This is a genomic window from Sorangium sp. So ce385 (genome assembly GCF_051474135.1).
In the GTDB taxonomy this organism is placed as follows: Bacteria; Myxococcota_A; Polyangia; order Polyangiales; family Polyangiaceae; genus Sorangium; species Sorangium cellulosum_D.
The window spans coordinates 5,068,082-5,092,535 of record NZ_CP150337.1 but is presented as its reverse complement, the minus strand read 5'-3'; the positions used below and the strand labels follow the sequence as shown (position 1 = coordinate 5,092,535).

The window sequence follows — 24,454 nt, the reverse complement described above, 5'->3', positions numbered from 1 at the left end:
CAGCGCCTGGTCCATGGTCCATGCCGGCGCTCACTCGATCACGATCGGCCGCGCCGGGACCACCGCGCGCGGCAGCTCCTCGTGCGCCACCCGGGCCTGCGCCTCGGGCGCCGTCACCTTCCCGGCGAGCGCGAAGCGCACCGGGATCTCCACCAGCGTCGAGAGCCGCCTCGCGTCCAGGGAGGCCCGCAGCGCGAGCACGCCGTTCACCTGCCGCACGCCGTCGAGCGGCGCGGCCAGCGACACCCCGGGGGGGAGCGGGATGCGCACGTCGACCTCGATCGGGCGGCCCAGCGTGTGGCGCAGCGAGACCCCAAGCTTGCCCGTCGCGCCCGCGCGCGGGCGCTTCGGCCAGGAGATCTCCGCCTGCACGGGGCTCGCCGCCGCGGCCGGCGGTCGGCTCCAGCGGCGGAGCGCCGGGCGCTCCAGGCGCGCCACGACCGCCGGCCCCGCCACCGCGAGCGCCACCTCCGTCGCGCCCGCGTCGAGCGGCACCACGAGCCGCCCCGACGGACCGACCTCCACGTCGCGGCGCGCGCCGCCCGACGTCACCGTGACCCGCGCGACCTCGCGGCCCTCGCCCCCGTGGGCCAGGAGCGCGCGCACCGCCGCGAGCGTGCTGGCCGGCGCGCCGTAGCCGCCGCGCACGTCCCGCTGCACGCCCACCCAGCCGAGGAGCGTCGCGGGCGGCGCCGCGCTCCGGCCGAGCCCGGCGGCGCGGAGCAGCGCCGCGTAGACGACCGCGCGCGCGCTCCGGTCCTCGGCCTGATCCGGCGGCAGCGTGATGCCGCCGGTCGGGCCCAGCGCCACCCAGGCGCGCAGCCGGTCCGCCACGCTCGCGGCCAGCGCGGCCCGGTGCGGCCGCTCCGCGAGCGCGAGCAGGACCCGGGCGAGCGCCACGCGATCGCCGCTCCGGATCACCTCGTCCAGCGTGCCCGTGACGAGCGCGTCCCAGCACGCGTTCACCGCGCCCCCGGCCGGCGAGGGCTCCACCTCGAGCGCGTCGAGCGCCGCCGTGGGCTGCAGCGGCTCGGGCGGGCAGCGCGCGTCGAGCTCCGGCAGCTCCTCCACCACGGCCGCGGGCGCGAAGGTGCGCGCCCGGAGCGCCGGGGGCCAGAAGCCCACGTCCTTCTTGCCGGCCTTGTACGCGAGCAGCCGCCCCACGGCGCGGCGGCCGATGTCCTCCGCGCGCGCGACGAGCGCCGCGCCCTCGCCCCCGCGCGACGCGGCCCAGCGGCCCACGAGCGCCGCCACCTCCACCGCGTCCGCCATCGCCCCGGCGGACGTGAGCCGATCGGGATCCATGGCGTCGAGCGCCGCGGTGAGTGCGCTCGCGAGGCCGCGCTCGACGACGAGCCGGGGGCGGCCGGTGAGGCGGTAGCGCTGCGCGTCCGCCGACACGCGCAGCGTGGCCGTGGCGCCGCCCTCGACGCCCTGGGCGTGGGTCAGATCGGTGGGCTCGCCCGCGGGGCCCACGTCCCACGCGTGCACGAGCGCGTCGCCCGGCGTCCCCTGCGCCTTCACGGCGACCGCGAGCTCCGCCCGCCCCGCGCGCACCGCGCGCACCCGCGCGCGCACCGGCGCCGCGCCCCCCGCGGGCACGTCGACCGCCGCCGCCCGGCTCCGCGCGTCCGCGAGCGCGGCCGCGCCGCGCGCCGTGAGCTCCACGGTCGCGCGGAGCGGCCTCGGCGAGCGGTTCCGGACCGAGATCTCCACGTCGACCTCGTCGCCCTCGACCCACGCGGCGCCCGCCTCCACGCGCGCCGAGAGCGGCTGCGCGGTGGGCACGTCGAGCGTGGCCGTGGCCGGCGTGGCGCCGTCCGGCACGCCCACGAAGGCGAGCCGGTAGGTCGTCTCGACGTCGCCGAGCGGAACGCGCATCCGCAGGCGGCCATCCCTGTCCGTGCGCTGGGGCGGCGACCAGAAGAACACGCCCCGCGCCGCGCCATACGAGGTCCGGGCGGCGGCGCCCGCCCTGCCGCGGCCTTGACCGAACCCCATGCCGGAGCCCGACCCCACGCCGGACAGGCCCATGCCGCCCAGGCCGATCCCCTCGCCCAGCGCCGTGCCCGTGAGCTCCTCCAGGAGGCTCTCCCACGCCGACACCGTGGCGTCGCCGACCTCCATATCGAACTTCGCGTCGACGAGGCGATCCTCGCCGACCGCCCTCGCGTACGGCGTGCCCGAGCGGAGCACGCGCTCGAACGGGTCGCGCACGTCGTCGCCCGTGCCGATCCGGCCGTCGGGCCCGGGCGCGTGCAGGGCGAAGCCGCGCCGCACCGTGAGGAACGGCGCGGGCGGCGCGGTCGTCGGGGTGAACTGGATCGTGCCGCCCCAGGGATCGCGCAGGAGCGACTCCTCGAGCTGCTCGTCGCGCACCAGGCGGCGGAGCAGCGCGTTCGGATCGCGGAGCGCCGGCTCGTCGGGGTCGAGCAGCCGCTCGCGCCGGAACGCGCGCGTCGCGGCGAGGATGCGGAAGAGCTTGAGGCGGGTGACACGGCGAGCGACGTGATCGAACGTGACCTGCGGGTCCACCGCCAGGAGGTCCGCGAGCGAGAGCGGCTCGCCGCCGGGCGTCTCGGGCGGCGCATCCATGGCGGCCGTGACCAGGGTCATCAGCTCGGGGTTCCACGAATAGGCACCGTCCGGCCCGCGGCGGCGCACGTCGCGCAGCCGCTCCGGGTCGCTGGTGGCCTCGAAGACCGCCCCCTCGAGCGAGCGGAGCACCTGACCGAACGCCTCGTCGAGCGCCGCTTTCGCGGCGCCGGCCGGATCGATCGCCGGCGCGATCGCCGCGCGCGCCCGCGCGCCGAGCTCCGCGCGCCGCAGCGGATCGAGCGCGGGATCGCCCTCCAGGAAGGCGCCGCAGCGCTCGGGCTCGACCATGCCCTGGCAGAGCCGCGCGCGCGTGTCGAGCGCCGCGAGGCCGCCGACGCTGCCCCCGCCGTGCAGGTCCACGACGACGGCCGCGACGGTGCCGGGCAGACCGCGACCGCCCCCGTCGGTGAGCGCGAGGTCCACGTCGACGGCGCCGCGCGGGGCCGCGCGGCCGCCGGCGATGCGGGCCTCGAGCCGCGGGAGCACGCGCGGCGCGACGAGCACCGCGCCGCCGGCCTGCCGCGCGGCGGCGCCCTGCCGGGGAGCGGCGGCGCTGAGCGTCCAGACGCCGGCGGCGCCGTCCGGCAGGCCGAGCGCGCCGCCCTCCGGGCCCCCGGCGATCCAGGCGCTCGCCGCGCGCGCCGCGCTGGCGGAGGACTGGACGATCACGCTCCAACCGGCGCCGTCCGCGGCCCTGCCGCCCTCCGGCCGGCGGCCAGCGCGGGCGTCCGCGCCGGCGGCGTCGATCACGCGGAGCGCGAGCGCGTCGCCGGCGCGGGCGAGGAGCCGCTCGGGCCGGAGCAGGGCCGTGGCCTCGCGATCGACGGAGACGCACAGCGCGAACGGCTCGCGCCGCGACGCGAGCGCCGGGAGCTCGCCCGCGGGCCGCACGCGCACCGCCGCTGCGACGCCGCCGGCGCACGGCCCGACGTTGCGGAAGGCCCCGAGATCGGCGGGCGCGTCCCAGGTCACCTCGGCCTCGCCGTACGCGTCGGTGGTCACGGAGGCCTCCAGGCCGTCGCCCTCGACGGTGAAGGTGCCCTGCACCGGCTTCCACCGCGCGTCGCGCACGCGCAGGAGCATGCGCTGCGCGGCGCCCGGGACGATCGCGCCCGCCTCCGGGAGCAGCGCCGCCTCCGAGGTGGGGCTCTCCACGGAGACGGTGGCCTCGCGCTCGAGCTCGTGCCCCTCGAGCGAGGCGCGCGCGACGAGGCGCAGCGTGGTCCCCACGCCCTGCACCACGGTGGTGGGCGCCGCGGCCGCGCCGCGGATCTCGCCGGCCGCGTCGGTGCGCGCGGGCGTGGTGAGCTTCTCCCACGCGGCCTTGTCCTCGGGCGGGCTCGTGCCCTTCGGCCCGGTCCAGACGCGCACCGGCAGCCCGGCCACGGGCTGGCCGGCGCCGTCGCGGATCCGGATCACGTAGGCGGCGCGGTCGCCGGCGCGCAGGTCCTGCTCGGACCACTCGGCCAGCATCTGCGGGGCGCCGGGCGTCTCCTCGCGCGGCGAGAGGGAGATCTGCGCGGCGTTCGACGCGGCCCCCGCCGCGCCGCGCGCGCGGGCGCGGAGGACCCAGCGCCACCCGGGCTCGTCGATCCAGGGGACGGGGACGCGCGCCATGGCGACGCCGGCGGCGTCGGTGGTGACCACGATCGTGTGCCGCGCGACGCCGCCCTCGAGCAGGCTGACCTCGACGGGGACGCGCGGGGCCGGCTGCCCCGAGGCCTGGCTCTGCACGGTGATCCACGCCGACGTCGCGCCGCCCGGCACCACGCGCGCGTCGGGGACGTGCAGGTCGACCTGGAGCGGCGCCTGGCGCTGCACGGTGAGGGTCCGGGTCCGCTGCCGGTCGCCGGCGCGCACGCCGAGCAGCAGCCGGAGCTCGCGCTCGGGCCCGTCGGGGATGGGGACGTCGAGGTGAGCGCGCCCCTTCGCGTCGGTGGTGACCCGCACGGGCGGCGGGACGGCGCTGACCTTGCCGAGGTGCTCGGGGTCCCAGGTCGCCTCCACGGTGGCCGCCTCGAGCGGCCGGAGCGTGACCGCGGTGGGGAACCCGAGCGCGAGGACCTGGACCGGCAGGGCGGCGCCGGGCGCGCCGCGGTCGGGCGCGTGGACGAAGAGGTCGAGGCCGCGGGCGACCGCGCCGCGATGGTCCGTGGCCGCGTCGGAGGTCGCGGCGGCGCCGAGGGCGGCGATGATGAGGAGTCCGGCGAGCGGGAGGGGGGGCCTGGGCATCGGTGGCTTTCGACAGGGCCGAGGGGAGCAGGTTCCTGCACAGGCCGAGGGGAGCAGGTTCCTGCACAGGGCCGAGGGGAGCAGGTTCCTGCGCTGCACGGCGGATCTCGAGATGGCCGGCGCGGCGCGCGATGGGGCCGGTGCTCCGTCCGGCGATAAGCTCCGGCTCGATGGTACCCTCCCCTGCATGTCCCTGAAGCTCAGGCGCCGTGTCTTCCTCGGCGCCGGCTGCTGTGCTGCGGCCGCGTGCGCGGTGGACGGGCTCGCCGTCGAGCCGTCGTGGCTCGAGATCACCGAGCACGACGTCCCCGTCGCCGGGCTCCCGCGCGCGCTCGACGGCTTCCGGATCGCGCACCTCTCCGACCTGCACCTGCGCGCGCTCGGCGGCGTGCACGACAAGGTCGCGTCCGCCGTGCGCTCGCTCGGCGCGGACCTCGTCGTGATGACCGGCGACTCCATCGAGGACGAGGGCGCGCTCGGCGCGCTGGAGGAGCTCTGCCGCAGGCTCGCCGCGCCGGGGCGCGAGGTGGTCGCCACCCTGGGCAACTGGGAGCACTGGGGGCACGTGCCCCTGCGGCGCCTCGACGAGGCCTATGCGCGCGCCGGCGCGCGGCTGCTCGGAAACGAGTCGACGCTGCTCCGGAGCGGGATCGCCGTCGTCGCGACGGACGACTTCTGCAGCGGTCATGACGATGTGGAATCGGCCCTCTCGCGCGCGCCGGCCTCGCCCGTGCGGCTGTTCCTCACGCATGCGCCGGGCCTGTTCGACAGGCTGCCTGCCGGCGCGCCGCGCTTCGACCTCGGCCTCGCGGGGCACACCCACGGCGGGCAGATCCGGGCGCTCGGCGTGCCGGTGTGGGTGCCGCCCGGCTCGGGCCGGTTTCGCTCGGGGATGTACGCCACCGAGCGCGGCCCGGTCTACGTGAGCCGCGGTGTCGGCACGAGCGTCCTGCCCGCGCGGCTCACCTGCCGGCCGGAGCTCGCCCTCCTCCGGTTGATCGCCGGATGACCGGCCGCCTCGGCGCGCCCGCGCGCAGTGACGTTACGCGCGCGGCCAGTTTCCGGGGGCGACGCGATGGCCGTGGAGCGCTGGAGCGACGTGCCGCTCTGACCACGCGGCCGGCAGGATCGACGATATCGAGGGAGGGTGTCGGCAACCGCGGGGTTGGATTTCAATTTTCCGGGGAGGGTGTCGACAGGTCGTTGTGGTTCAACCGGCTCGACGGCATCGCGGCGGCGCCGCCTGGCAGCGGCAGCGGTCGCGGCCGGCCTGGTAGCGGGCGCTGGCCGTCTTCGGGTCGAAGATCCGGCACATTCACGACGACCGGCGAGCGTGCCACGGCCGGATGACGCGGTTTATGCTCGGATCCGCGTCTCCCGCAGGGACGATTCCGCCGCATGCCGGCCACCACCAGCCCCTCCTTCGAGCTCACGAGCTCCAGCGTTGCGCAGCGTCACCCGGGTCTCGGGCGTGTGTTCGAGTGCCTCGCGCTGCTCGCGAGCGTGGGCCCCGTGCTCGCCGGCGCGCTCGCCGACGTCCTCGGGCAGAAGCTCGCCTCCCCGCTCTTCGGTCAGGTGGCCCGCGACATCCTGGCCTGGAGCAGATCCGGCTTCTTCGCCGGCCTCTTCTTCGTGCTGGTGAGCGCCCTCGTCACCTTCGCTCCGCGCACCCGGCGCGGAACGGTGCGCGTGGCCGCCGGCGCGACCGGCTTGCGCCTCACCCGTGGCGCCGCGGTTCGCTGGATCCCGCGCGCCGCGATCCGCTCCGGCCTGGTCGTGCCCGAGCCGCGCCCCTGCGTCGCGCTGGAGCTCCGCGGCGGACGGCAGCTCGAGGTGCAGGTCGAGAGCGAGGAGGAGGGCGCGCGGCTGCTCGCGGCCCTCGGGCTCGGACCCGAAGCGCGACGCGTCGCGGTCTCGCTCGGCAGCGTCAAAGGCGACCGCGCGGCCGCCTGGGCCCGCTACGTGGTCTCCGCGCTCGTCCTGGATTTCGCGAGCGCCTGTTTCGACGACCTCAGCGTATTCGTCGATCGCTCCGCCTTGGGAAACGCAAAGTCGCTGGCGTTCTTCGTGCTCTTCAACTGGCTCATCCGCGCCACCGCTCGTCCCGCGCGGCTCGTGGTGGGCAGCGACGGCGTGCTCGTCGAGCGTCCCTTCACGCGCACCTGGCTCCCCTATGCCGTGCTCACCGCGGTCCGGACGCGCGGCGATCGCCTCCTCCTGGTCCGCCAGGGGGACGATCGCCCCGTCGAGCTCCGGGCGGAGCGCGGGCTGGTCAGGGCGCTCGCGCTGCGCGTCCGCGAGGCGCGCAAGCGCGTCGCGGGGGGCGCCGCCCCGCGCGGCGCCGAGGCGCTGGAGCGGCGCGGTCGCGACCCCGCGGCCTGGCGCGAGGATCTCCGCAGGATGGTCACCGCCGGCGACTACCGCGCGGCCGGCCTGACCCTGGAGGACGTGCGCCACGCCCTCGACGACACCAGCGCCCCGCCGGATCGCCGCATCGGCGCTGCCCTCCTCCTGCGGATCGCCGGAGTTCCCGAGGCGCAGGACCTCATCCGCGTCGCCGCCGAGGCCACGGCCGACGCCGAGCTCCGCGCGGCGCTCGAGCGCGCCGCCGAGGACGAGCTCGACGAGGCATCACCCGCACGGACCGTGCGCGGAGCCCCGCGCCGCACGAGGGTGCATGGATGAACGCCGGTCACGGGCAATGCACGTTGGAAGGCCGCCCTGCGCGCTATCCACGCCGCCGCTGGCGACAGCAGCCGCGCCGCGGACCCGCAAGACGCCCTGCCCTGCCGTGCCTGCCGCGTCGACGAGGAGGACCTTCACGCCTCTCGCCCCACGTTATCGTGTCGTGCCGCGCGCCTTGCGCGGCCGGCCGCCCTCGCCGCGAACGCCTGGCGGTCTTTTCCTCGCCCGCTTCTCTCGGTCGTCCCGCTGCGGCAGGCACATCACCCGCGCGGCGACGGACATGCCCTCCACGAAGCTCTCGCGCGTCGCGGCGCCGTACTTCAGACCGCGCGCGGCGGCGTACAACGTCTCCGCGAGCTGCCGCGCGGTGACGCCCGCGGGCGCGTAGGCGGCCACCAGCCCGGAGGCGCGCAGGGCTTCCTCCACGGCCTCGACGAACTGCCCCTCACGTTCGTCGACCGTCGGGCCGACGAGCTCCTTCGTGGCGGCGTGGAGATCCGCCGCGTCGGACCCGAGCGCGCCCACGAACTGGCCCACCCACGTGTCGAACGCGGCCACGAGCCGCTCTTCCAGGGGGCGCTCCGCGTCGGCGAGGGCGGCCGCGGCGGCGGCGAGCGCGGTGTCGAGGAAGTACGCCACCGACGCGCGAAAGAGCTCCTCCTTCGTGGCGAAGTGGAGGTAGAGGCCCTGTCGCGAGACGTTCGCGGCCCGCGCGACCTCGTCCATCGACGTCTTCCGAAAGCCGAAGCGCAGGAACACCGTCAGCGCCGCGTCCATCAGCTTGCGGCGGCGCACGTCGTCGGCGGGCCTGTCGGTGGAGCTCGCTTCGCTCACGATGATCGAAGTTGCCAGCAAACGCTTCAATCGTCAATGTCAAACTTGACAACCTGAGCTCCAGTTGTAAACATCGTCCTGCGCGCCCGTTCGGCCGTCCGCCTCGTGCGGTCAACGGGTCTTCGGCGCTCAGCGCGACGCCCCTCCTTCTGCGTGGCTCGGCGTGGGCGCCGCGCTGGTCACCATCGCCGTCGGACTCTGGCTCGCAAGGCGCCACGCCCGGCAGGAGGTCATCCCTTCATGAATGATTCCCAGCGTCGCAAGGGGCTCCGACTCGAGCGGGCGCGCGCCTCCGCGCAGTTCAAGGGCGGCCGCTTCCAGAACCCGTCGGGCGCCGGCCCCGGCATGAACGGCTCGGCGTTGCCCGTGATCGGCGAGTACTTCTTCGGTCGCGGCCAGCGGACGCCGCCCGGGCCGCTGCCCCTCGCGCGGCCTCACGAGACCTGGGCGCGGCGGAGCGCGACCGGCCTGCGGGTCACGTGGCTCGGCCACAGCACCGTGCTGATCGAGATCGACGGCCGCCGCGTCCTCACCGATCCGGTGTTCGCCGAGCGCGCCTCCCCCGTCGCGTTCGCGGGCCCGATGCGCTTCCACCCCGTGCCGGCGGCGCTCGACGAGCTGCCGCCGCTCGACGCCGTGCTGCTGTCGCACGACCACTTCGATCACCTCTGCGCGCCGACCATCGAGGCGCTGGCCCGCACGCGCGTCCCCGTCGTCACGGCGCTCGGCGTGGGCGCGCACCTCGAGGCGCTCGGCGTCGACCCCGCGCGGATCACCGAGCTCGACTGGCACGAGGGCGCGGAGGTGGGCGGCGTTCGCTTCACCGCGACGCCGTCGCAGCACTTCTCGGGCCGCGGGCCGACGAGCGGCAACAAGACGCTCTGGGCCTCCTGGGTCATCGAGGCAGAGCGGCGCAAGGTCTTCTTCTCCGGCGACACCGGGCTGTTCCCCGAGTTCGCGGACATCGGCCGGAGACACGGCCCCTTCGACCTGGTGATGCTCGAGGTCGGCGCGTACCACCCGGCGTGGGGGGCGATCCACCTCGGCCCCGAGAACGCGCTGACCGCATTCCAGATGCTCGGCGGCGGCACGCTCCTTCCGGTCCACTGGGGCACCTTCAACCTCGCCCTCCACGACTGGGACGAGCCGGCCGAGACGCTGCTCTCCCTCGCGGCCGAGCGCCGCGCGCGCGTCGTGACGCCGCCGATCGGCGCGGCCTTCGAGCCCGAGCACGTCGACGCGCCGACCCCGTGGTGGCGCTCCGTCGCCGGCGCGCGCTGACGAACGAGGCGGTCCCACGCGGCTCCCCTTCGCGCGAGCGCTGCCGGCGGCGAACCGCGCCTCGGTTGACAGATCCCGGGCGGCGGGGCATCGAGAGCTCGGGGGCGGGCGCCAGGGCGCCCCGCCCCTCCGGCGCAGGCACGGGCGGCGTGGCGGTGACCCGAGAACTCGTTCTTCAGCTCGGCGCGGCGGGTCAGGGGCCGCTCTTTTTGCAGATCGCGCGGGCCGTCGTCGAAGACATCGAACGGGGCCGCCTGCGCCCCGGCGAGCGGCTGCCCTCCAGCCGCAAGCTCGCCACCCAGCTCGGCGTGCACCGCAAGACCGTGGTCGCCGCGTTCCTCGAGCTCGCGCGCCAGGGTTGGATCACGAGCGCGCCCGCCACCGGAACGTACGTATCGAGCGACCTGCCCGCCAAGCTGCCCCCCTTCCGCCGACGAGCCCTCGCCGACCGGGCCGGGTTCGATCTGCCCGGACGCCCCTTGCCGGCCCCGCCCTCGACCCCGCGCGCCGATCTGCTCCTGCTCGGCGGGGTGCCCGAGCTCGGCTTCGTGCCGAGGCTGGAGCTGTGCCGCGCCTACCGCCGCGCGATGCTCGGCGCCGGGGCGCGCGCGCTGATGGACTACGGCGACCCCCGGGGCGAGCCGCGCCTGCGCCGGGCGATCGTCGAGCTGCTGACCCGGGCGAGGGGCGTGCGGGCGAGCGTCGCGTCGGTCAACATCGTGCGCGGCAGCCAGCAGGGCCTCTACCTCGCGGCGCGCGCGCTGCTCGAGCCGGGCGACTGCGTGGCGATCGAGGCGTACAGCCACCCCGCCGCCCGCGGCGCGCTCGAGCTCTCGGGCGTGGAGCTCGCGCCCGTGCCGCTCGACGGCGAGGGGCTCGACGTCGCCGCGCTCGAGGCGCTCTGCGCGGCCAGGAGGGTCAAGGCGGTCTACACGACGCCCCACCACCAGCTCCCCACGACCGTCACCTTGACCGCGGCGCGGCGCGTGCGCCTGCTCGAGCTGGCGCGGCGCCGGCGCCTGCTCGTGCTCGAAGACGACTACGACCACGAGTTCCGCTACGAGGGGCGGCCGGTGCTGCCCCTCGCGTCCGCCGACCGCCACGGGGTGGTCGTCTACCTGGGCACCCTGTCGAAGATCCTGGCCCCGGGGCTGCGGCTCGGCTTCGTCGTATCGACCCCCGACGTCGCCGAGCGGATCGCGGCCTACCGGGCCTTCGTCGACCACCAGGGCGACCACGCGCTCGAGCGCGCCGTCGCCGAGCTGCTCGAAAACGGCGAGATCGATCGGCACACGCAGCGGGTCCGGCGCGCCTACCGCGCCCGCCGCGACGCGCTCTGCGAGGCGCTCGCGCGCCACCTGCCCGCTCTCGAGTTCGACCCTCCCAGCGGGGGCATGGCCCTCTGGGCGCGGGCCCCCGGCGTCGACATCGACGCGTGGGCCCGGCGCGCGCACGCGGCGGGCGTCTCCTTCCAGCCCGCGAGCCACTTCGCGCTCGGTCGCTGGCCGCTCGACTTCGCCCGCTTCGGCTTCGCCGCGTGCGACGAGGCCCAGCTCGAGGACGCGGCGCGGCGGCTCGCGCAGACCTTGCCGAAGGCCAGGTCCAGGCCCGCGGGTGATCGCCCCTGACGCGCGCCTCGCTCCGTGCGACGCGCGGGCGACTGGACTACGCGACATCGACGATCTGGCCCCAACGCAGGGTGCCTGCGCGCGTTAGGGTCTGACCGAAGAGGAGACCCGCACATGGTCAAAGCTTTCTTTGCTGGCATCACATTCGGCGCGGCATTGCTCGGCTGCGCCCAGATGGAGGCGCCGAGCCCGCCCCCCGAAGAGGCGGAATCGGAGAGCCAGGCGTCGCTCACGACGCCCGCGGAATGGCGGGTGCAGCGGGGCGCTCGCCTGCTTTTGCTCGGCGTCACCAGCGACAATCACGCCCTCTATCAGGACGGAGAGCGCGTGTACGCGACCGCGCTCGATCCGGGCGCGACGAGGCAGCTCGTCGCCCAGGTGCCCCCCGGGAACACCGCTTTCGTTTATACCGTCGGCAAGGTCGCGTTCTGCTGGACCAACCCCGACCGGAGCTTGCCCGGCTTCGGGGTCAGCCCCCTCGTCGTGTGGAGCGCGGCGTCCGGCCCGCGCGAGGCGTCCGCCGCCTCGCCCATCGGGACCTTCGCGACCTCGGCGAGCGCCGACGGCCGCTCGGTGCTGTTCCCCACCCATAGCAACGCCGACGGCAGCGTCGGCGACGTCGAGCTCGCCTCGACCGACATGAGCGAGCGCACGACGCTGCTCGGCGCGGTGCCGATGGGCTTCCCCTCGGGGTATTGTCGGCCCTTCGCCGCGTTCGTCGGCCGCCACGGCCGCTCGCACCCGGTCGCGCTGCACTGCGAGGGCGGCGCGAGCTCTGCCACCTTGTCGAGCTGGGAGCGGGGCGAGAGGGTCGACCTGCTCGGCGGCGTCGCCACGCCCCCCTTCTTCAGCGCCGACGCCGGCGGCGGGTCGTTCTTCACGACGCTGGCGGGCTCGGGGCACCCCGTCGTCGTCTCCGACGACGGCGACGTGAGCGCGCTCGACGAGGTGCGCTCGAGACTGGGCTTCTTCACCCAACGCGGCCTCGTCGTGTACACCGCGCAAACGGAGGCCGGCCTCGAGTTGCGCCGCGCCACGCCGGGCGATTGTCGGTCGACCGAGACCATCGCCGACGGGGTCGGGGGCATTCTCACGGTCCTGGCCGGGTCGAAGGTCATCACCGACGCGTGGGCGTCGCCGGACGGCAGCAAGGTGCCCTTCTTCACCCAGCGCGACCCCGCGACCGGCCTCTCCGACGTGGCGCTCGCCGACGCGCGCCACGGTACTCCGCCCCTGTCGATCGACCCGCAGGCGCGCAACGTGCTCGGCGGCCCGCCCTTCAGCGCCGACTCGAAGCATGTTTTGTTTGCCCGCATCGTCGACCTGACGACCGGCACCGCCCCCCTCTTGGCTTCGGGCGAGGGCGGCGTGCGGCAGTTCAGCGACGACGGGGGCTGGAGCTATCTGCCGGCCGTCCGCGGCCTCGTGTCGTTCAACGACAACACCCATTTCGACGCGGAAGACGTCGCGAGGTCGACGGCCGACCTGAAGGTCGTCGACCTGTCGCGCGATCCCCTGAAGCCCCGGCTCATCGCGCCGGGAGCGAACCTGACCTACTTCAGCAGCCACGGCGGCCGCCGCCTCGCCTTCACGACGGACCTCCCCGGCACGACGGCCGGCCTCTATTCGGCCGAGGTCGGCAAGTAGGCGCGCCGGATCGGCGGGTCGGGCCCCGGACGGCGGGCTCGGCTGGCGTCAGGCGCTCGGGGCGCGCACGAACTGCTCGTAGACCACGAGCGTGACCGGCTTGTCGTTGGCGACCTTCACGAGGATGCTCTTGACGCGCAGCCATTCGAGGCCGGTCTTGCCGGCGCCCACGCGCGGTACGCCGATCCGCGTGATCCCCGCCCCGGCGGCGTGCGTCACCATCGCGGCGAGCGAGCGCTCGAGCGCGGCGAGCGAGGGCCTCTTGGTCGCGTTCTCCTGGATCGCGAGGCTGTACACCGTGTCGCCGCCCTCGCTCCAGGCGAAGGCCTCCCCGAGCTGGAGCTTCCGCTCGGCGCTCCGCTGCTCGAACGCCGGGAGCAGGCCCGGCCAGCGCTTCTTGAACGCCACGGAGATCCCCGTGTCCATCTGGCCCACGCAGCTCACGCCGTGCGCGTACGCGTGAAGATCCGGGGTGTTGAGGAGGTCGCCCTTGGTGAAGATCGTCGGCACGCGGGGCACCCTAGCACTTCCGCGGTCGGCTTCGTGAGATGCCGACGGGCCCGCGCATGCGAGGCGAGGAGCCGCCTATGCCCACGCCACCTCGATCGCGCCGTTCCGGCCTACCCGGTACGTCCGCGCCGGCGCGCCCCGTACACGATCCGCCGTGCTCGCTCGAGCGCGCGGCCTCCTCCTCGGCCCAAGGCTCCGGCGCCCCTCTCACCGCGTGAGCGGCGGCCCGTTGCGGGAAGGGGCAGCTCCGCAGAGCGAGCCTCGATCTAGAGCGCCTGGAGGTCCAGAGAGGCGAGCACGACGACGGTCGCAGCGGTGGCGAGCGCGAGCGACGCGATGACCGAGAGACAGCTCGTCGCCCAGACGCGCCCCGGGAGAGCTGGGTCCCATTCGCCCCGCGCATCCGGCCGCGGGGCAGAGGCGAAGTCGCAGTTCGCCAGGCCGTCGCCCGTCTCGGGATCGGCGAGCACGACGCCGTGGAACGATGGCCCCGTGCGCACCGTGACTTGCGCGATGCGTCCGCGCGGGGTCTGCACCGTGAGCGTCGTCGCCGAGCCGAGGCCCGAGTACGGGCGCAGCGCGATGTCCCAGCCGTTCGTCCAGAGCACGGGCCAGCTCCTGAGCCGCACGCCCGAGTACGCTTCGCTCTTCTGGAGCACGGTGCCGACCTCGCCGCGCGCGAGGAGCCGCAAGCGCTTCCTCGCGCCCGCCAGCGACACGCCCCAGAGCGCGACGAGGAACGCAGCCATCGCCGCGGCGCCCGCGAGCGGCCCAGCGAACCACGGTGCGAGCAGGACCGGCGCGATCAGCATCGTGAAAGGCGGAAACAGGGCGATCTTGAAGAAGGACCATGCCCCGCGGGACAGCTCCGCGAAGACGTACGCGGCAGGCACGGCGCGCGGCCCCGGCCGGAGCGGCGCGACGGGGCGAGCGCGCTCGGCAAGCACCGACTCCATCGCGCGGAGGGCCTCGCCGAGACGAGCGGCTTCTCCGGCGTAGTACGCGCGCTGGCCCTGGAGGAGCTCCACGGAGGTCGGCACCCCCACCGCGGCGGGCGGCGGCGTGTACGTGGCGAGCGGAATCGGAGCCACCCCGCCTTCCACGAGACGCGCGTTGACGGCCGCGACACGCGCCACGACTTGCACGAGCGCGGCGTAGCTCTCGAGCACCTGCGCCTCGGCCGTCCGCAAGAGGGCCGCATCGTCGGAACCACGAAACATCGTCCAGCTTGAATATCGAGCGGGAGCGTCTGCCGCAAGAGCTCGGTTGGTGCCGCCGTCCCCGCCACCGGTGCTCTGTTCGCCGTGAACGGTGCGGCGCGTGTCGCCAGCATTCCTGCGGCGATCGGTGGCTTGCGTCGATCGAGCCGCACGGCGCCAATCGCGGTGGAGCGCTGTCGCTGATCTGCTGTGAGCGCGCCCTCTGGCGGAGCCAGAGACATGCTTCCGTGCGGGACCGCACCGTCGGCGCGGACGGGCGTGCTCCTCCGTCAACAGCACGAGGATTCGCGCGAGCTCGGCGCGCCCGCCGGTCGACGGCCCGGCGCAGCCAACCCCTCCCAGGCCGACGTCGACGGCGACGCCATCGGCGATGCCTGCGAGGTCGAGCCCCAGTGCGTCGTCGTGCAGCGCGGCACCTACGGGAGCGTTCAGGATACGTATATCCAGCCCGGGATCTCGTGGCCATACGGCGATTACCCGTATCTCGTCACGACGACGCTGCCGGCGGACGTGAAGGCGGGCGTGCTGGCGTTCGATCTGGCGTTCATCCCGGCGGGATCCAACATCGAATCCGCGGTCCTCACGCTGTCCCACCCGTGGAAGGCAAGCGCCGGCACCATCGAGGTGCACCGCGTGAACGGCCCCTGGCAGGAGTCGACCGTCCACGCCGGCAACTTCCCCGGGTACACCCCGGCCGTGGAGGCCGTGATCACCACGGTCGCCGAGGCGGACGCCTCCGTGAGCGCCAGCGTGGCGCCCCTCGTCCAGGCCTGGGTGGATGGATCCCAGCCGAACTACGGCGTCGCGCTGCAGGACGTGAACGCCCGGACCGACATCCGGTCGAGCGAACATGCGAACGTCGCCCTCCGGCCGATGCTCGAGGTTTGCTTCACGCCGGCCGAGTAGCGGGGCCGCGCCGGGGCGCGATCGCGCAGCGGCTGCCCCCGGGACGACATCGGGTGCCGGCCGCCGGAGCGGCCGCTCAGCACGGGATCTCGACGCATTCCCACAGGGCAGCCCCCGTCGGCTGGAGCTCGCAGGTGCAGCTCCAGGGCGGGGAGCATCGAGCGCAGACCTGCCCAAGGAACCCTTCGCAGCGCTGGCCGTCGAGCTGCGAGGGATCGGCCGGGCACTCGAACGGCGGGCAGACGTCGGGCGCCTGGCACGACCACGCGCCGTTCGTGCACCGGCAGATCGGCCCACACGTCTCGTAGCCGCAGACCAGGCCCTCGGTGTCGCAGCAGCCTCCCTCGGGTGGGAGGGATTTCGGCGGGTGCACGTCGTTCTGCTGACCGGTCTGGGACGAGGAGCAGAGCGTGTCCGTGCCGCTGCACACGCACGACATCGCCGTGCTCTTGCACTGCAGGTTCGGCGAACACTCGGCTCCCGGCGGTTCGGAGAAGGGGATGCAGCTGCCGCCGGCCCCAGCTCCGCCGACCCCAGCGCCCGCAGCCCCCGTACCTTCGGTGCCCGCGCCACCGGCCTCTGTGCTGCCGGTGCTCCCGCCGCCGGCGCCGCTCCCGCTCGAGCCCGCGGCCTGCGAGGAGCCCTGGGGGCCTTCGACCGGCGCGCCGCACGCTGCGGCGACCGCAGCGGCCGCGGGGATCAGGGCTGCGGCGAGGAAGCGGCGTGCGTGACCCATGTCGCCCATATTACCACCGCGGGCGACGGCTAGGCATGATGGGAACGTGTCGTCCGCAACGTCGACCCCGCTGGTTCCCGCACCTGCCGACCGTGGCCGTGCAACCGGACACGTCGGAGGAGCTCCGCCGTCGCCTGGCGAGGGTGGCACCGTGCTCGCGCGCCTCCAGACGCTTCGCCCCTGCCCGAGATGGGCGGCACCCATCTCCCGGTGGACGTGCCGCCAGGGTTGCTGCGACGACGGGGCGGGGGCGGATGAAACCGAGCGCTCCTCGGCGTGCACGGGCGGCGTGGGCGCGCGGGCGGCGTGGGTGCGGCGGCCGCCGCGCGACGTGCTACACCGTGGGCTCACGCTGGCCCTCCGGGGCGGTCGCCCCCGAGCATCGATATGACTCAACCCCAGCCCAACAATCCTCTTCACGGCGTCACGCTCCAGATGATCCTCGAGCACCTGGTCGCGCAGCACGGCTGGGAGCAGCTCGGACGCATGATCGACATTCGCTGCTTCAAGTACGATCCCAGCATCAAATCGAGCCTGCAATTCCTGCGACGGACCCCGTGGGCCCGGCAGCAGGTGGAGGCGCTCTACGTGCGGGATAAAGCCAAGCCCAGCCCGTGACCGGCCCGCTCGATCGCACGCCGAGCACCTGGATCCGGGAGCGGCGCGGTGTCGTGATCACCGCGAGCCGGGCGGCGCGCCCGTGACGCACCACGCCTGATCTCGGTCTCTATGGGCGCGCCGCTGGAGGCCGCGGATGTCGTCGTCGAGACCCGGAACCTCTGCGCCCGCGCGCCGCTACCCCGCGAAGGTTCCGTCGACGCGATCGCCGGCGCCCCCGCCGGAGGCCGCCGCCTCGGCGCCTGAGAATGAGACCTCTCCGCCGCCCACGTCCAGAAAACATGCGGCGCCCTCGGAGTTCAACGCGCATCTGATGAGGGGGTCTGCCCAGTGTCAAGAAGCATTAAGCGCAAACTGGGGTCCTTGACGGTGCTCGGTCGCGATGACACATCTGCCCGCAACGCTGTGAGCGCCTCGGCGGCATCCAGCGGGGCGCTGCGCCGGTCTCCGCGATGAACGCGCGCCCGTACACGGCTGTTTCGGTGCTCGAAGCCCCGTCGGGCACGAGGCGCAGCGCGGCCGAGGACAGCGACGGCGGTCGTCTGGTTCGTTCTCGAACAGGATAACGTTCACCCTTGTTTTTGATGCTCCTATGCCAGTCAACCAAACCAAGCTCTCCAACGTCGTATTCCGTCATGTCGCCGTGCGTCGGGCCTTGCCTGCCGCCCTGCTGGGGCTCTCGGCCATCGCCCTGGGCTGCGGCGACGCCGAGCCGGTCGCCCAGGTGTCGGCGCCCGTGGTCGCCAGCGAGCCGGCCAGCGCGCCCGCTCGAGCGCTGCGGAGGCTCCAGGACAAGTCTCTGGCGTCCTCATGGATTCCGAGCGACGTCTCCGACGTTCGCGTCGTGATCAAGTTCCACGAAGGAACAGGCGTTCGGCTGCGCGGCTCGCTGCTGAGCAGCGATCGTATCGGCGATCTCTCGAGCGCCGCAAGCGGCCTCGATCCCGAGCAGCTGCAGCATGATCTGGACAGCATCACCGCGCTGCTCTCGAAGCGTTCGCTCGATCTCAAACCCTTGTTCCCGCTGCCGGAGGCGCGGCTCTCGTCGCTCAAGAGCAGCGGCGAGCGACGGAGCGCGATCCAGCTCTCGGATCTCGGGCTCTACTTCGACGCCCCCTGGTCAGGAGGGCCACGGAGCGCGCTGGTCGAGCTGGTGGAGGCGCTGAACGCCCACCCGAGCGTGGAGATCGCCTATGCGCAGCCGAAGCCCGAGCTCGCGACCGCGGCCCCGGAGGCGGGCGCCGGCCTCGTGGCACTGGACGCGAACACGCCGGATTTCACGTCCCTGCAAGGCTATGTGAGCAGCGACGCGAACGGCATGGGGGTGGCCGAGGCCCGTTCGTTCCCGGGCGGCCGTGGCGAGAACGTCCGGATCATCGACGTCGAGCAATACTGGGTCCCCGACCACGAGGATCTCCCGGCGCCCTTCTTCTACGCGCCCGCGCCGAGCTCCGGGAACGCCGATCACGGCACCGCCGTGGCAGGCGTCATGGTCGGGCAGGAGAACGGCTTCGGCGTGACCGGGGTCGCGCCGCTCTCGGGCGTCGGCTACGCGAGCTGGTTGAACAACGGCGTCGGCCCCGCGATCGCGCTGGCCGCCGAGCAGCTGGACGCCGGCGACATCGTGCTCATCGAGGTGCACGCTCGCGGCCCGGCCACGGCCACGTGCACCTGCAACTCCAGCCAGTGCGACTTCGTTCCCATGGAGTTCTTCTCGGCCGAGTTCGATGCGATCCAGACGGCCACGGCCAACGGGATCATCGTGGTCGAGGCCGCCGGCAACGGCTCGGTGGATCTGGATCATCCGTCGTACGGAGGTGTCTTCGACCGGACCGTCCGGGACTCCGGCGCGTTGATGGTGGGCGCGAGCCTGTCGACCTCGCGCAGGCCGACGTGTTACAGCAACTCCGGCGGCCGCGTGGATGTCCATGCCTGGGGAGAGTACGTGACCACGACGGGAGGTGCCGGTGAGCTCTACAGCGGAACGCTGGGCGAGCGGGACCGTTATACCGCGACGTTCTCCGGGACGTCGAGCGCCTCTGCGGTCGTGAGCGGCGCGGTGGCCGTGGTGCAGAGCGTCGCGCAGCAGGCGTCAGGGCCGCTCACGCCGCAAGAGTTGCGCGATCTGCTCGTGAATACCGGGAAGCCGCAGCAGTCCGAGCTGAGCCGCGAGATCGGCCCGCTCCCGGATCTCGCCGCGGCGGCGCCCCTGGTGGCCGACCCCGGGAGCTGCGGCGACGGCGTTTGCTCCGCGCTCGAGAGTTGCCAGTCGTGCGAGGTGGACTGCGGCACCTGCTCGACCTGCGTGCCCGCGGACTGCGGGTCGGCGGCGCACGTGACCATCCCTTACGTGAACAACGGTCCTATCAATACGTGTGTGTTCTTCGACGCGGCGAGCTCGAACCTGAACTCCTGGAACATGGCGACCGTCGAGCTCAACGGAGTCAACATCTCAAACACGTGGGTTCCGTCCTCGAGCTATCCCGCTACCTGCGACGGCGGATACTACCTGCGTCTGGTCGGCAGCTTCCCCTGGTCTCACGTCGAAGTGAACTGAGGCGACGCTGACCGCAGGGGTGCGCGCGGCGGGGAGCAGGAAAAAGAGCGCCGCGAAGCCTCGCCATGCACCTCCGCGTCCTCGACGCCCTCGACCGTGTCCCGCCCCGCCGCCGTCGCCCTGCTCGTTGATCTCGCCGCGGCGCCGCGGAGGCGCCGCCTCCCCTGTCACCTCGTCGGCACGCAGGCCGCCGTGGCCCACGACGCCCCACTACTGGGCGGCCTCCCAGACGCGTTGCGACCAAGCGCTCACGTCCCCATCAACGTCGGCAGGGTCGTAAAGCTCGAGGTGACGCATGCGCCGTCCAGGAGCGTGCTCCACAACTTCCTCGAAAGAGGGGCCGAGCTTCTCGAGCGCCCCGCCGATTACCCGCCCCGCCCCCCGTGACGCTGGGCGAGATCCCGCTCGACCCTCCAGGCAGGTCCGCGGGATCGAAGAGGAGCTTGGGCGACCCGGTACTACGCCCCGCGATGGCGCCGGCGGTAGCGGTCGTCCTCGTACGATGAGAACTTGCCCCATCTGTATACATGGCAGGCCGAGAATGGACGCTCTTGCCCGCTGCAGACCGGGAGCTCTCTCAGCAGGTCGGCATCCAGCGGCTCCGGGCTCGTGATGCGCGCCGCGCCGCCCGCGTCGAGCGCCTGCGCGGCCGCGAGCACGACCCCCTCGGCGCTGTCGGAGACGACGTCGGTGCCTTGCTTGAAGCCTGGAATGTCGAGCTCCACGACGTTCACCCCCGGCCCTGTCCACGCGCGCGTCCTGCCCCGCGTGCCGGGCGCGAAGGTAGAAATCCCGAGCTCACGCGCGACCGCTTCACCGACGAAGCAGGACGACTCCAGACGCGGACGAGCCACGATGTGAGGGCGATGATACGCCACAACATAGCCGTCCAGGAGCGCCATCGATTCCCAGTGATGGCACACGTCCTCGAAAGCGAGCGTGAAATACTCGGGGCCATCGACATGACTCCCGTAGAAGACGCAGCCGTCCTGCGCAAGCCACACCCGAGGGTCGTCCAGCATCCACAGGGGCAGGAGGGTCTGTGAAGCGTCCCGTGGATCGGCGCGCGAGCCGTACTCTTGCAGGTCGTCGCGGTCCCACGGCACTTCGCCGCGCAAGTAGCGCAGCGATGCATGGATGCCGAAGACGCCGCTCGGCGTGCGGCAGAGCCCGCCCGTGAGCATCTCGGCGCGAAGCACTGCGCTGGAGCAGGGCCAGCGCAGCGTCGCGAGCTCCCTCTGGAGCTCGGAAGACGGCACGGTCCACTCGACGGAGCGGCGTATGCCGAGCCGCTGAAGCAGCTCCTGAGCAAGCGCGCTCAGCGCGCCGGTGTCGTGTCTGGTTTCGGACATGTCGTTGGCGGGTCGCCAGCCCGCGCCCCGCCGCTCTCGCCCCTCACCCCGGCGCCGCGACCACCACCACCGCGCGCTCCCCGCCGTCGCTCCCGGCCAGCGAGACCGCGCACGGGTGCGGCGCGAACCCGCGCGCGAACGCCTCCGACGCGATCGATAGGTGCAACGGAATCGCCGCGGCGCCGAGATGGCCTATCCGCTGCGCCGGGCTCTCCACCTGCTGCGGATCGCAGAAGAGGTGCTGTGTGCGCACCGAGGCCGCCTGGAGCTCGAAATGGCGGAACGTCTCGAACGTCAGGTCGGTGAGCATCCAGCCGGCGCGCAGCCCGCGCTCGGCCAGCGGCGCGAGCGCCGAGCGGAGCGCGGCGGTGAGGCCCGCGGCCTGGAACGCGGACTCGTCGTTGTCCGGGCGGGCCCGCTCGTGCGCGGTGGCCACGCCGACGATCTGCCCCAGGTCGCGGAGCTGGGCGCGGCGCGCGACCTCGGGGCGCATGAGCACCAGGAACGCCGCGCACTCCCCAGGGATCAGCGAGTCGAGGTTGTCCGGCCGGAAGATCCGCCCCGCCGCGTCGAGCGCGGCGATGCGCGCGGGATCGTAGTCGGTGTGCACCCCGCCGAGCAGCGCCGCGTCGATCGCCCCCCGCCCGAGCGCGTCGCACAGCTCCGGCAGCGCGAACCCCGCCGCCGCGGCCCCGCGCGTCGAGACCTTCACCGCGAGCTCCGGCGCGTGCGCCTGGCCGCGCGCCGCGAGCTCGGCGCCGAGCCGCTGCGCGGGCGCCTCGCCCCCCGGCGGCCGCTGCCCGAGGTGCTCGTCCAGGCACAGGGTCATCTGCATCCGCAGCGCCCGCGCCGCGGGGCCGAGCTTCTCGAGCGCCTCGCCGAGCGCCCGCGCCGCGAGCAGGCCAGCGCGCTGCGCCCCCGTGACGAGCGGATCGAGCGTCGGGAGGAAGCACATCGTGATCGGCTCACCGCTCCCGTCCACGAGCGGCGCCTCGCGCATCGCCGCGGCCGCGGCGCGGTGCGAGAACGCCGTGTCGATCGACCGCAGCCCGATCGGCGTGACCGCGCCCGCGGCCACCATGACGGCGAGGGGCCTCACGCGCGCCCCCGCTCGCGCACGACGACGCGCGCGTCCTTCATCCGCCGCGGCGCCTTGACGTGCGCGCGCCAGACCATCTCGACCGCCACCGGCTTCTCCGGGCCGGTGGCGTAGAGATCGATCAGCACCGTGTCGAGGTGCGGCGCGAACGCGGCCGGCGCGCGGTCCTTCACCTGGAACTCGATCTCCACCTGCACCCGCGGCAGCTCGAAGCTGAGCGCCCCCTCGGGCGTCAGGTTGAGCGTCCGCACCGGCTCGCCGCCCGCGAGCGGCGGATCCGCGATCAGGCCGGGCGAGGCGCAGAGGTTGTAGCGAGGGTCGAAATCCTCGGGCAAGAGCGGCGCGCGGAGCTCCCGCCAGGCCGCGTCGTACGTCCCGGCGTACCGGCGGCGCGGCTCCCAGTGCCGGCCCACGACCCCGATCCCCGCGGGCGGCGGCGCGGTCTTGGCGGTCCGGATCGGGAACGCGGGGTCCTCGATGTACGGCGCCGGCTGGTGCGTGAGCGAGGCCGGCGCGCCCGTGACGCCCATGCCGATCGGGTTGCGCGGCTCCTCGACGATCGCCGCGGGATCCTCGTCGTCCCGCCCGCCCCAGGCGTGGTCGTAGCGCATGTCGATCTGCTCGATCGGCGAAGGCGCGGTGAGGCCGGCGCCCTTGTCGACCCAGAGCCGCCTGCCGAACACGACGAGCGACTTCCGCAGCGGGCCGACCTCGACGCGCACGTCGAAGGACGGCGCCGCCCTGCCGTTCGGCGCGTACGCCCGGGCCACGAAGATCACGTCGGTGGCCGGCTTGAAGAGGCACACGTCCGCCGGATAGGCGACGCTCTCCGGCTTGTCTTTCTCCCAGGGCAGGTCGGCGAGGCGGACGCCCCGCGCGCGCTCGGGCGGCGAGAGCTCGAAGGAGCCGTCCTCCTGGAGCTCGAAGCTCGCCTTCACGATCGCGACCAGCTTCTCGCCGTCCCGATCGACGAGGAGCTGCGGGTGCGCGGCGAAGTCCGTCTTGTTGTCGAGCGGGGGCTGGTCCATCGCGGGCGCATTATCGACAAGATCGGCGGCCGTGTCTCTCCGGCGGCGCGATCACCGCGCCCCGGCCACCTCGGCGGCGTAGGCCTCGAGGCCGTGGCCGCGGAGCATCGCCTCGACGAGCGCGATCGGCTCGGCGCAGGCGGGGTCGTCGTCGCCCGCCGCGGCGACGGCGACCGGCAGCGCCCGGGCCACGACGAGGCGCGCCGCGCGATCGCGCAGCGCGAGCGAGAGCGGCAGCGCGCCGATCAGGCGGTGGCCGTGCAGCGCCGCGCGCAGGTAAAAGCGTTCCCGATCCGGGGCGGGCGCGGGCGTCGCGAGCAGCGCGGCGAGCAGGTCGGGCTCGGCCAGCGCGAGGGTCGCGGCCGCGATCCACTGCGCGGCGCGCCGGGCGAGATCCCGCTCGCTCCTCCAGGCGGCGTCCTCGCGAACGCGCCGCGCCGCGCGCCCGTGCAGCGCGGCGAGCCACGGGCCGAGCGCCGCCGGCTCCAGCGGATCGGGCCGCTCGAAGCGCGCGATGGCGCCGCCCGTGAGCCCCTCGGCCTCGACGGCGGCGGCGAGCGCGAAGAGGCCCGCGGCCACGTCGGGCGGCGGCGCCGCCGCGGCGAGCCGCCGCGACCACGCGACGAGCTCCGCCCGCGACGCGGTCGCGCCGGGCGAGATCGGCGCGCGATCCGGCAGCTCTGCCACGTCGATGCGCTCGTCCAGGTCGCCCCGCACCCGCAGCCGCGGATCGAGCAGCGGGGCGCCGCCGGGGCGGCCCGCGCTGGCGAGCACGCAGGCGCACTCCGCGGCGACCGAGACCCGCACCGACTCGCCGTCGTCCACGAAGCTGGTCGGGAAGGTCCGGCACCCGAGCGGCTTCGCCTCGGGCCCGCCGATCGCGTGGAGCGAGCAGCGCCCCTCGCCCTCGAGGTAGGCGCACCGGCCGTCCCGCATCGCCACCACCGAGGCCGCGCACGGCCACGTCCCGCGCTCGGGCGTGAAGGCGCGCTCGTGCCGGGCGCCGCCGCTCAGCACGTCGGGCCGCAGCGCCCGCGCCCGCGCCGCCTCCTCGGGGTCGAAGAGGATCGAGGCGTAGATCCGGCAGCAGCTCCCGCGGCCGTCGCAGTGCAGGCTGAAATCGGGCAGCACCTCCAGCGGGCGCGCGCGGCCGCCGCGCTCCTCCGGCGCGCGCGCGGGCCTCGCCCCCGCCGCCGGCTCCGCGCGGACCGCGTCGTCGCCGGTGGCCTCGGCCTCGAGCAGGCCCGCGGCGTGGAGCTGCGCGAGGAACGCGTGCGCCGCGGGCGCGCGCGCGTGCGCGCCCTCGCGGGCGGCCGCGATCACGATGCCCTCGACGTCGCGCGTCCCGTCGGCCGCGGAGAGCAGGACCCACTCCCGCGCGCCGAGCTGGAGCAGCTGCCCGGAGCGGACGTCGTGCAGGATGATCCGCTCCTCCTCGCCGACGAGGTGGCGCCGCACGAGCACGTGGGCGGCGAGGCGCGGGCGCGCCGGCAGCGTGTTCGGGCTCACCCGGGCACGCTAAC

17 protein-coding genes are annotated in these 24,454 nt (G+C 74.4%); 8 read left to right on the top strand and 9 right to left on the bottom strand.

Going from position 1 to position 24,454, the window contains the following annotated elements; all coding sequences use genetic code 11:
- Positions 1 to 30: 30 nt before the first annotated feature.
- Complete coding sequence (locus tag WME83_RS18675) at positions 31 to 4,830, bottom strand: alpha-2-macroglobulin family protein (protein ID WP_437320633.1); 4,800 nt, start codon at positions 4,828 to 4,830, stop codon at positions 31 to 33.
- 187 nt (positions 4,831 to 5,017) lie between these two features.
- Between WME83_RS18675 and WME83_RS18670 the strand changes: the two genes are divergently transcribed.
- Together WME83_RS18670 and WME83_RS18665 are read left to right on the top strand one after the other, a co-directional pair.
- Complete coding sequence (locus WME83_RS18670) at positions 5,018 to 5,839, top strand: metallophosphoesterase (protein WP_437320632.1); 822 nt, start codon at positions 5,018 to 5,020, stop codon at positions 5,837 to 5,839.
- Between the two features lie 389 nt (positions 5,840 to 6,228).
- Positions 6,229 to 7,515 carry a hypothetical protein gene (locus WME83_RS18665; protein ID WP_437320631.1) on the top strand — a complete coding sequence of 429 codons (1,287 nt, stop codon included), beginning with the start codon at positions 6,229 to 6,231 and terminating at the stop codon, positions 7,513 to 7,515.
- Positions 7,516 to 7,668: 153 nt separating this feature from the next.
- On the opposite strand, the gene WME83_RS18660 is transcribed toward WME83_RS18665, so the two are convergent.
- Positions 7,669 to 8,370, bottom strand: a complete 702-nt coding sequence (locus tag WME83_RS18660) for a TetR/AcrR family transcriptional regulator (protein WP_437320630.1) — start codon at positions 8,368 to 8,370, stop codon at positions 7,669 to 7,671.
- A gap of 219 nt (positions 8,371 to 8,589) precedes the next feature.
- Here WME83_RS18660 and WME83_RS18655 point away from each other — a divergent pair, with 219 nt between their 5' ends.
- From WME83_RS18655 to WME83_RS18645, 3 genes are all read left to right on the top strand, one after another.
- Positions 8,590 to 9,630, top strand: a complete 1,041-nt coding sequence (locus tag WME83_RS18655) for an MBL fold metallo-hydrolase (protein ID WP_437320629.1) — start codon at positions 8,590 to 8,592, stop codon at positions 9,628 to 9,630.
- Positions 9,631 to 9,785: 155 nt separating this feature from the next.
- Positions 9,786 to 11,258 carry a PLP-dependent aminotransferase family protein gene (locus WME83_RS18650; protein ID WP_437320628.1) on the top strand — a complete coding sequence of 491 codons (1,473 nt, stop codon included), beginning with the start codon at positions 9,786 to 9,788 and terminating at the stop codon, positions 11,256 to 11,258.
- A gap of 114 nt (positions 11,259 to 11,372) precedes the next feature.
- Positions 11,373 to 12,905 (top strand): hypothetical protein, encoded by a 1,533-nt coding sequence (locus tag WME83_RS18645; RefSeq protein ID WP_437320627.1) that lies wholly within the window; start codon positions 11,373 to 11,375, stop codon positions 12,903 to 12,905.
- A gap of 48 nt (positions 12,906 to 12,953) precedes the next feature.
- On the opposite strand, the gene WME83_RS18640 is transcribed toward WME83_RS18645, so the two are convergent.
- Positions 12,954 to 13,415, bottom strand: a complete 462-nt coding sequence (locus WME83_RS18640; protein WP_437320626.1) for a macro domain-containing protein — start codon at positions 13,413 to 13,415, stop codon at positions 12,954 to 12,956.
- A gap of 266 nt (positions 13,416 to 13,681) precedes the next feature.
- Positions 13,682 to 14,635, bottom strand: coding sequence for a hypothetical protein (locus tag WME83_RS18635; RefSeq protein ID WP_437320625.1), 954 nt, complete (start codon positions 14,633 to 14,635; stop codon positions 13,682 to 13,684).
- 258 nt (positions 14,636 to 14,893) lie between these two features.
- On the opposite strand from WME83_RS18635, the gene WME83_RS18630 reads away from it, so the two are divergent.
- The gene (locus WME83_RS18630; RefSeq protein ID WP_437320624.1) at positions 14,894 to 15,541 is read left to right on the top strand and encodes a DNRLRE domain-containing protein; all 648 of its coding nucleotides are present in this window, start codon (positions 14,894 to 14,896) and stop codon (positions 15,539 to 15,541) included.
- A gap of 76 nt (positions 15,542 to 15,617) precedes the next feature.
- Here the strand turns inward: WME83_RS18630 and WME83_RS18625 are convergent, their stop codons facing one another.
- Positions 15,618 to 16,277 (bottom strand): hypothetical protein, encoded by a 660-nt coding sequence (locus tag WME83_RS18625; RefSeq protein WP_437320623.1) that lies wholly within the window; start codon positions 16,275 to 16,277, stop codon positions 15,618 to 15,620.
- 387 nt (positions 16,278 to 16,664) lie between these two features.
- On the opposite strand from WME83_RS18625, the gene WME83_RS18620 reads away from it, so the two are divergent.
- Both WME83_RS18620 and WME83_RS18615 read left to right on the top strand, forming a co-directional pair.
- On the top strand, positions 16,665 to 16,895 hold the full coding sequence (locus WME83_RS18620) for a VF530 family DNA-binding protein (protein WP_020735680.1): 231 nt from the start codon (positions 16,665 to 16,667) through the stop codon (positions 16,893 to 16,895).
- Between the two features lie 592 nt (positions 16,896 to 17,487).
- Positions 17,488 to 19,452, top strand: coding sequence for a S8 family serine peptidase (locus tag WME83_RS18615; RefSeq protein WP_437320622.1), 1,965 nt, complete (start codon positions 17,488 to 17,490; stop codon positions 19,450 to 19,452).
- Between the two features lie 458 nt (positions 19,453 to 19,910).
- Here the strand turns inward: WME83_RS18615 and WME83_RS18610 are convergent, their stop codons facing one another.
- Genes WME83_RS18610 through WME83_RS18595 form a run of 4 tightly spaced genes read right to left on the bottom strand, consistent with a single transcriptional unit; the run spans position 19,911 to position 24,440 of the window.
- Positions 19,911 to 20,804 carry a hypothetical protein gene (locus WME83_RS18610; protein ID WP_437320621.1) on the bottom strand — a complete coding sequence of 298 codons (894 nt, stop codon included), beginning with the start codon at positions 20,802 to 20,804 and terminating at the stop codon, positions 19,911 to 19,913.
- 43 nt (positions 20,805 to 20,847) lie between these two features.
- Positions 20,848 to 21,903, bottom strand: coding sequence for a beta-ketoacyl synthase N-terminal-like domain-containing protein (locus WME83_RS18605; RefSeq protein ID WP_437320620.1), 1,056 nt, complete (start codon positions 21,901 to 21,903; stop codon positions 20,848 to 20,850).
- Positions 21,900 to 22,931 (bottom strand): DUF2169 family type VI secretion system accessory protein, encoded by a 1,032-nt coding sequence (locus tag WME83_RS18600; RefSeq protein WP_437320619.1) that lies wholly within the window; start codon positions 22,929 to 22,931, stop codon positions 21,900 to 21,902. The genes WME83_RS18605 and WME83_RS18600 overlap by 4 nt, the downstream gene beginning before the upstream one ends.
- A gap of 51 nt (positions 22,932 to 22,982) precedes the next feature.
- Positions 22,983 to 24,440 carry a YkgJ family cysteine cluster protein gene (locus WME83_RS18595; RefSeq protein ID WP_437320618.1) on the bottom strand — a complete coding sequence of 486 codons (1,458 nt, stop codon included), beginning with the start codon at positions 24,438 to 24,440 and terminating at the stop codon, positions 22,983 to 22,985.
- Positions 24,441 to 24,454 lie beyond the last annotated feature (14 nt).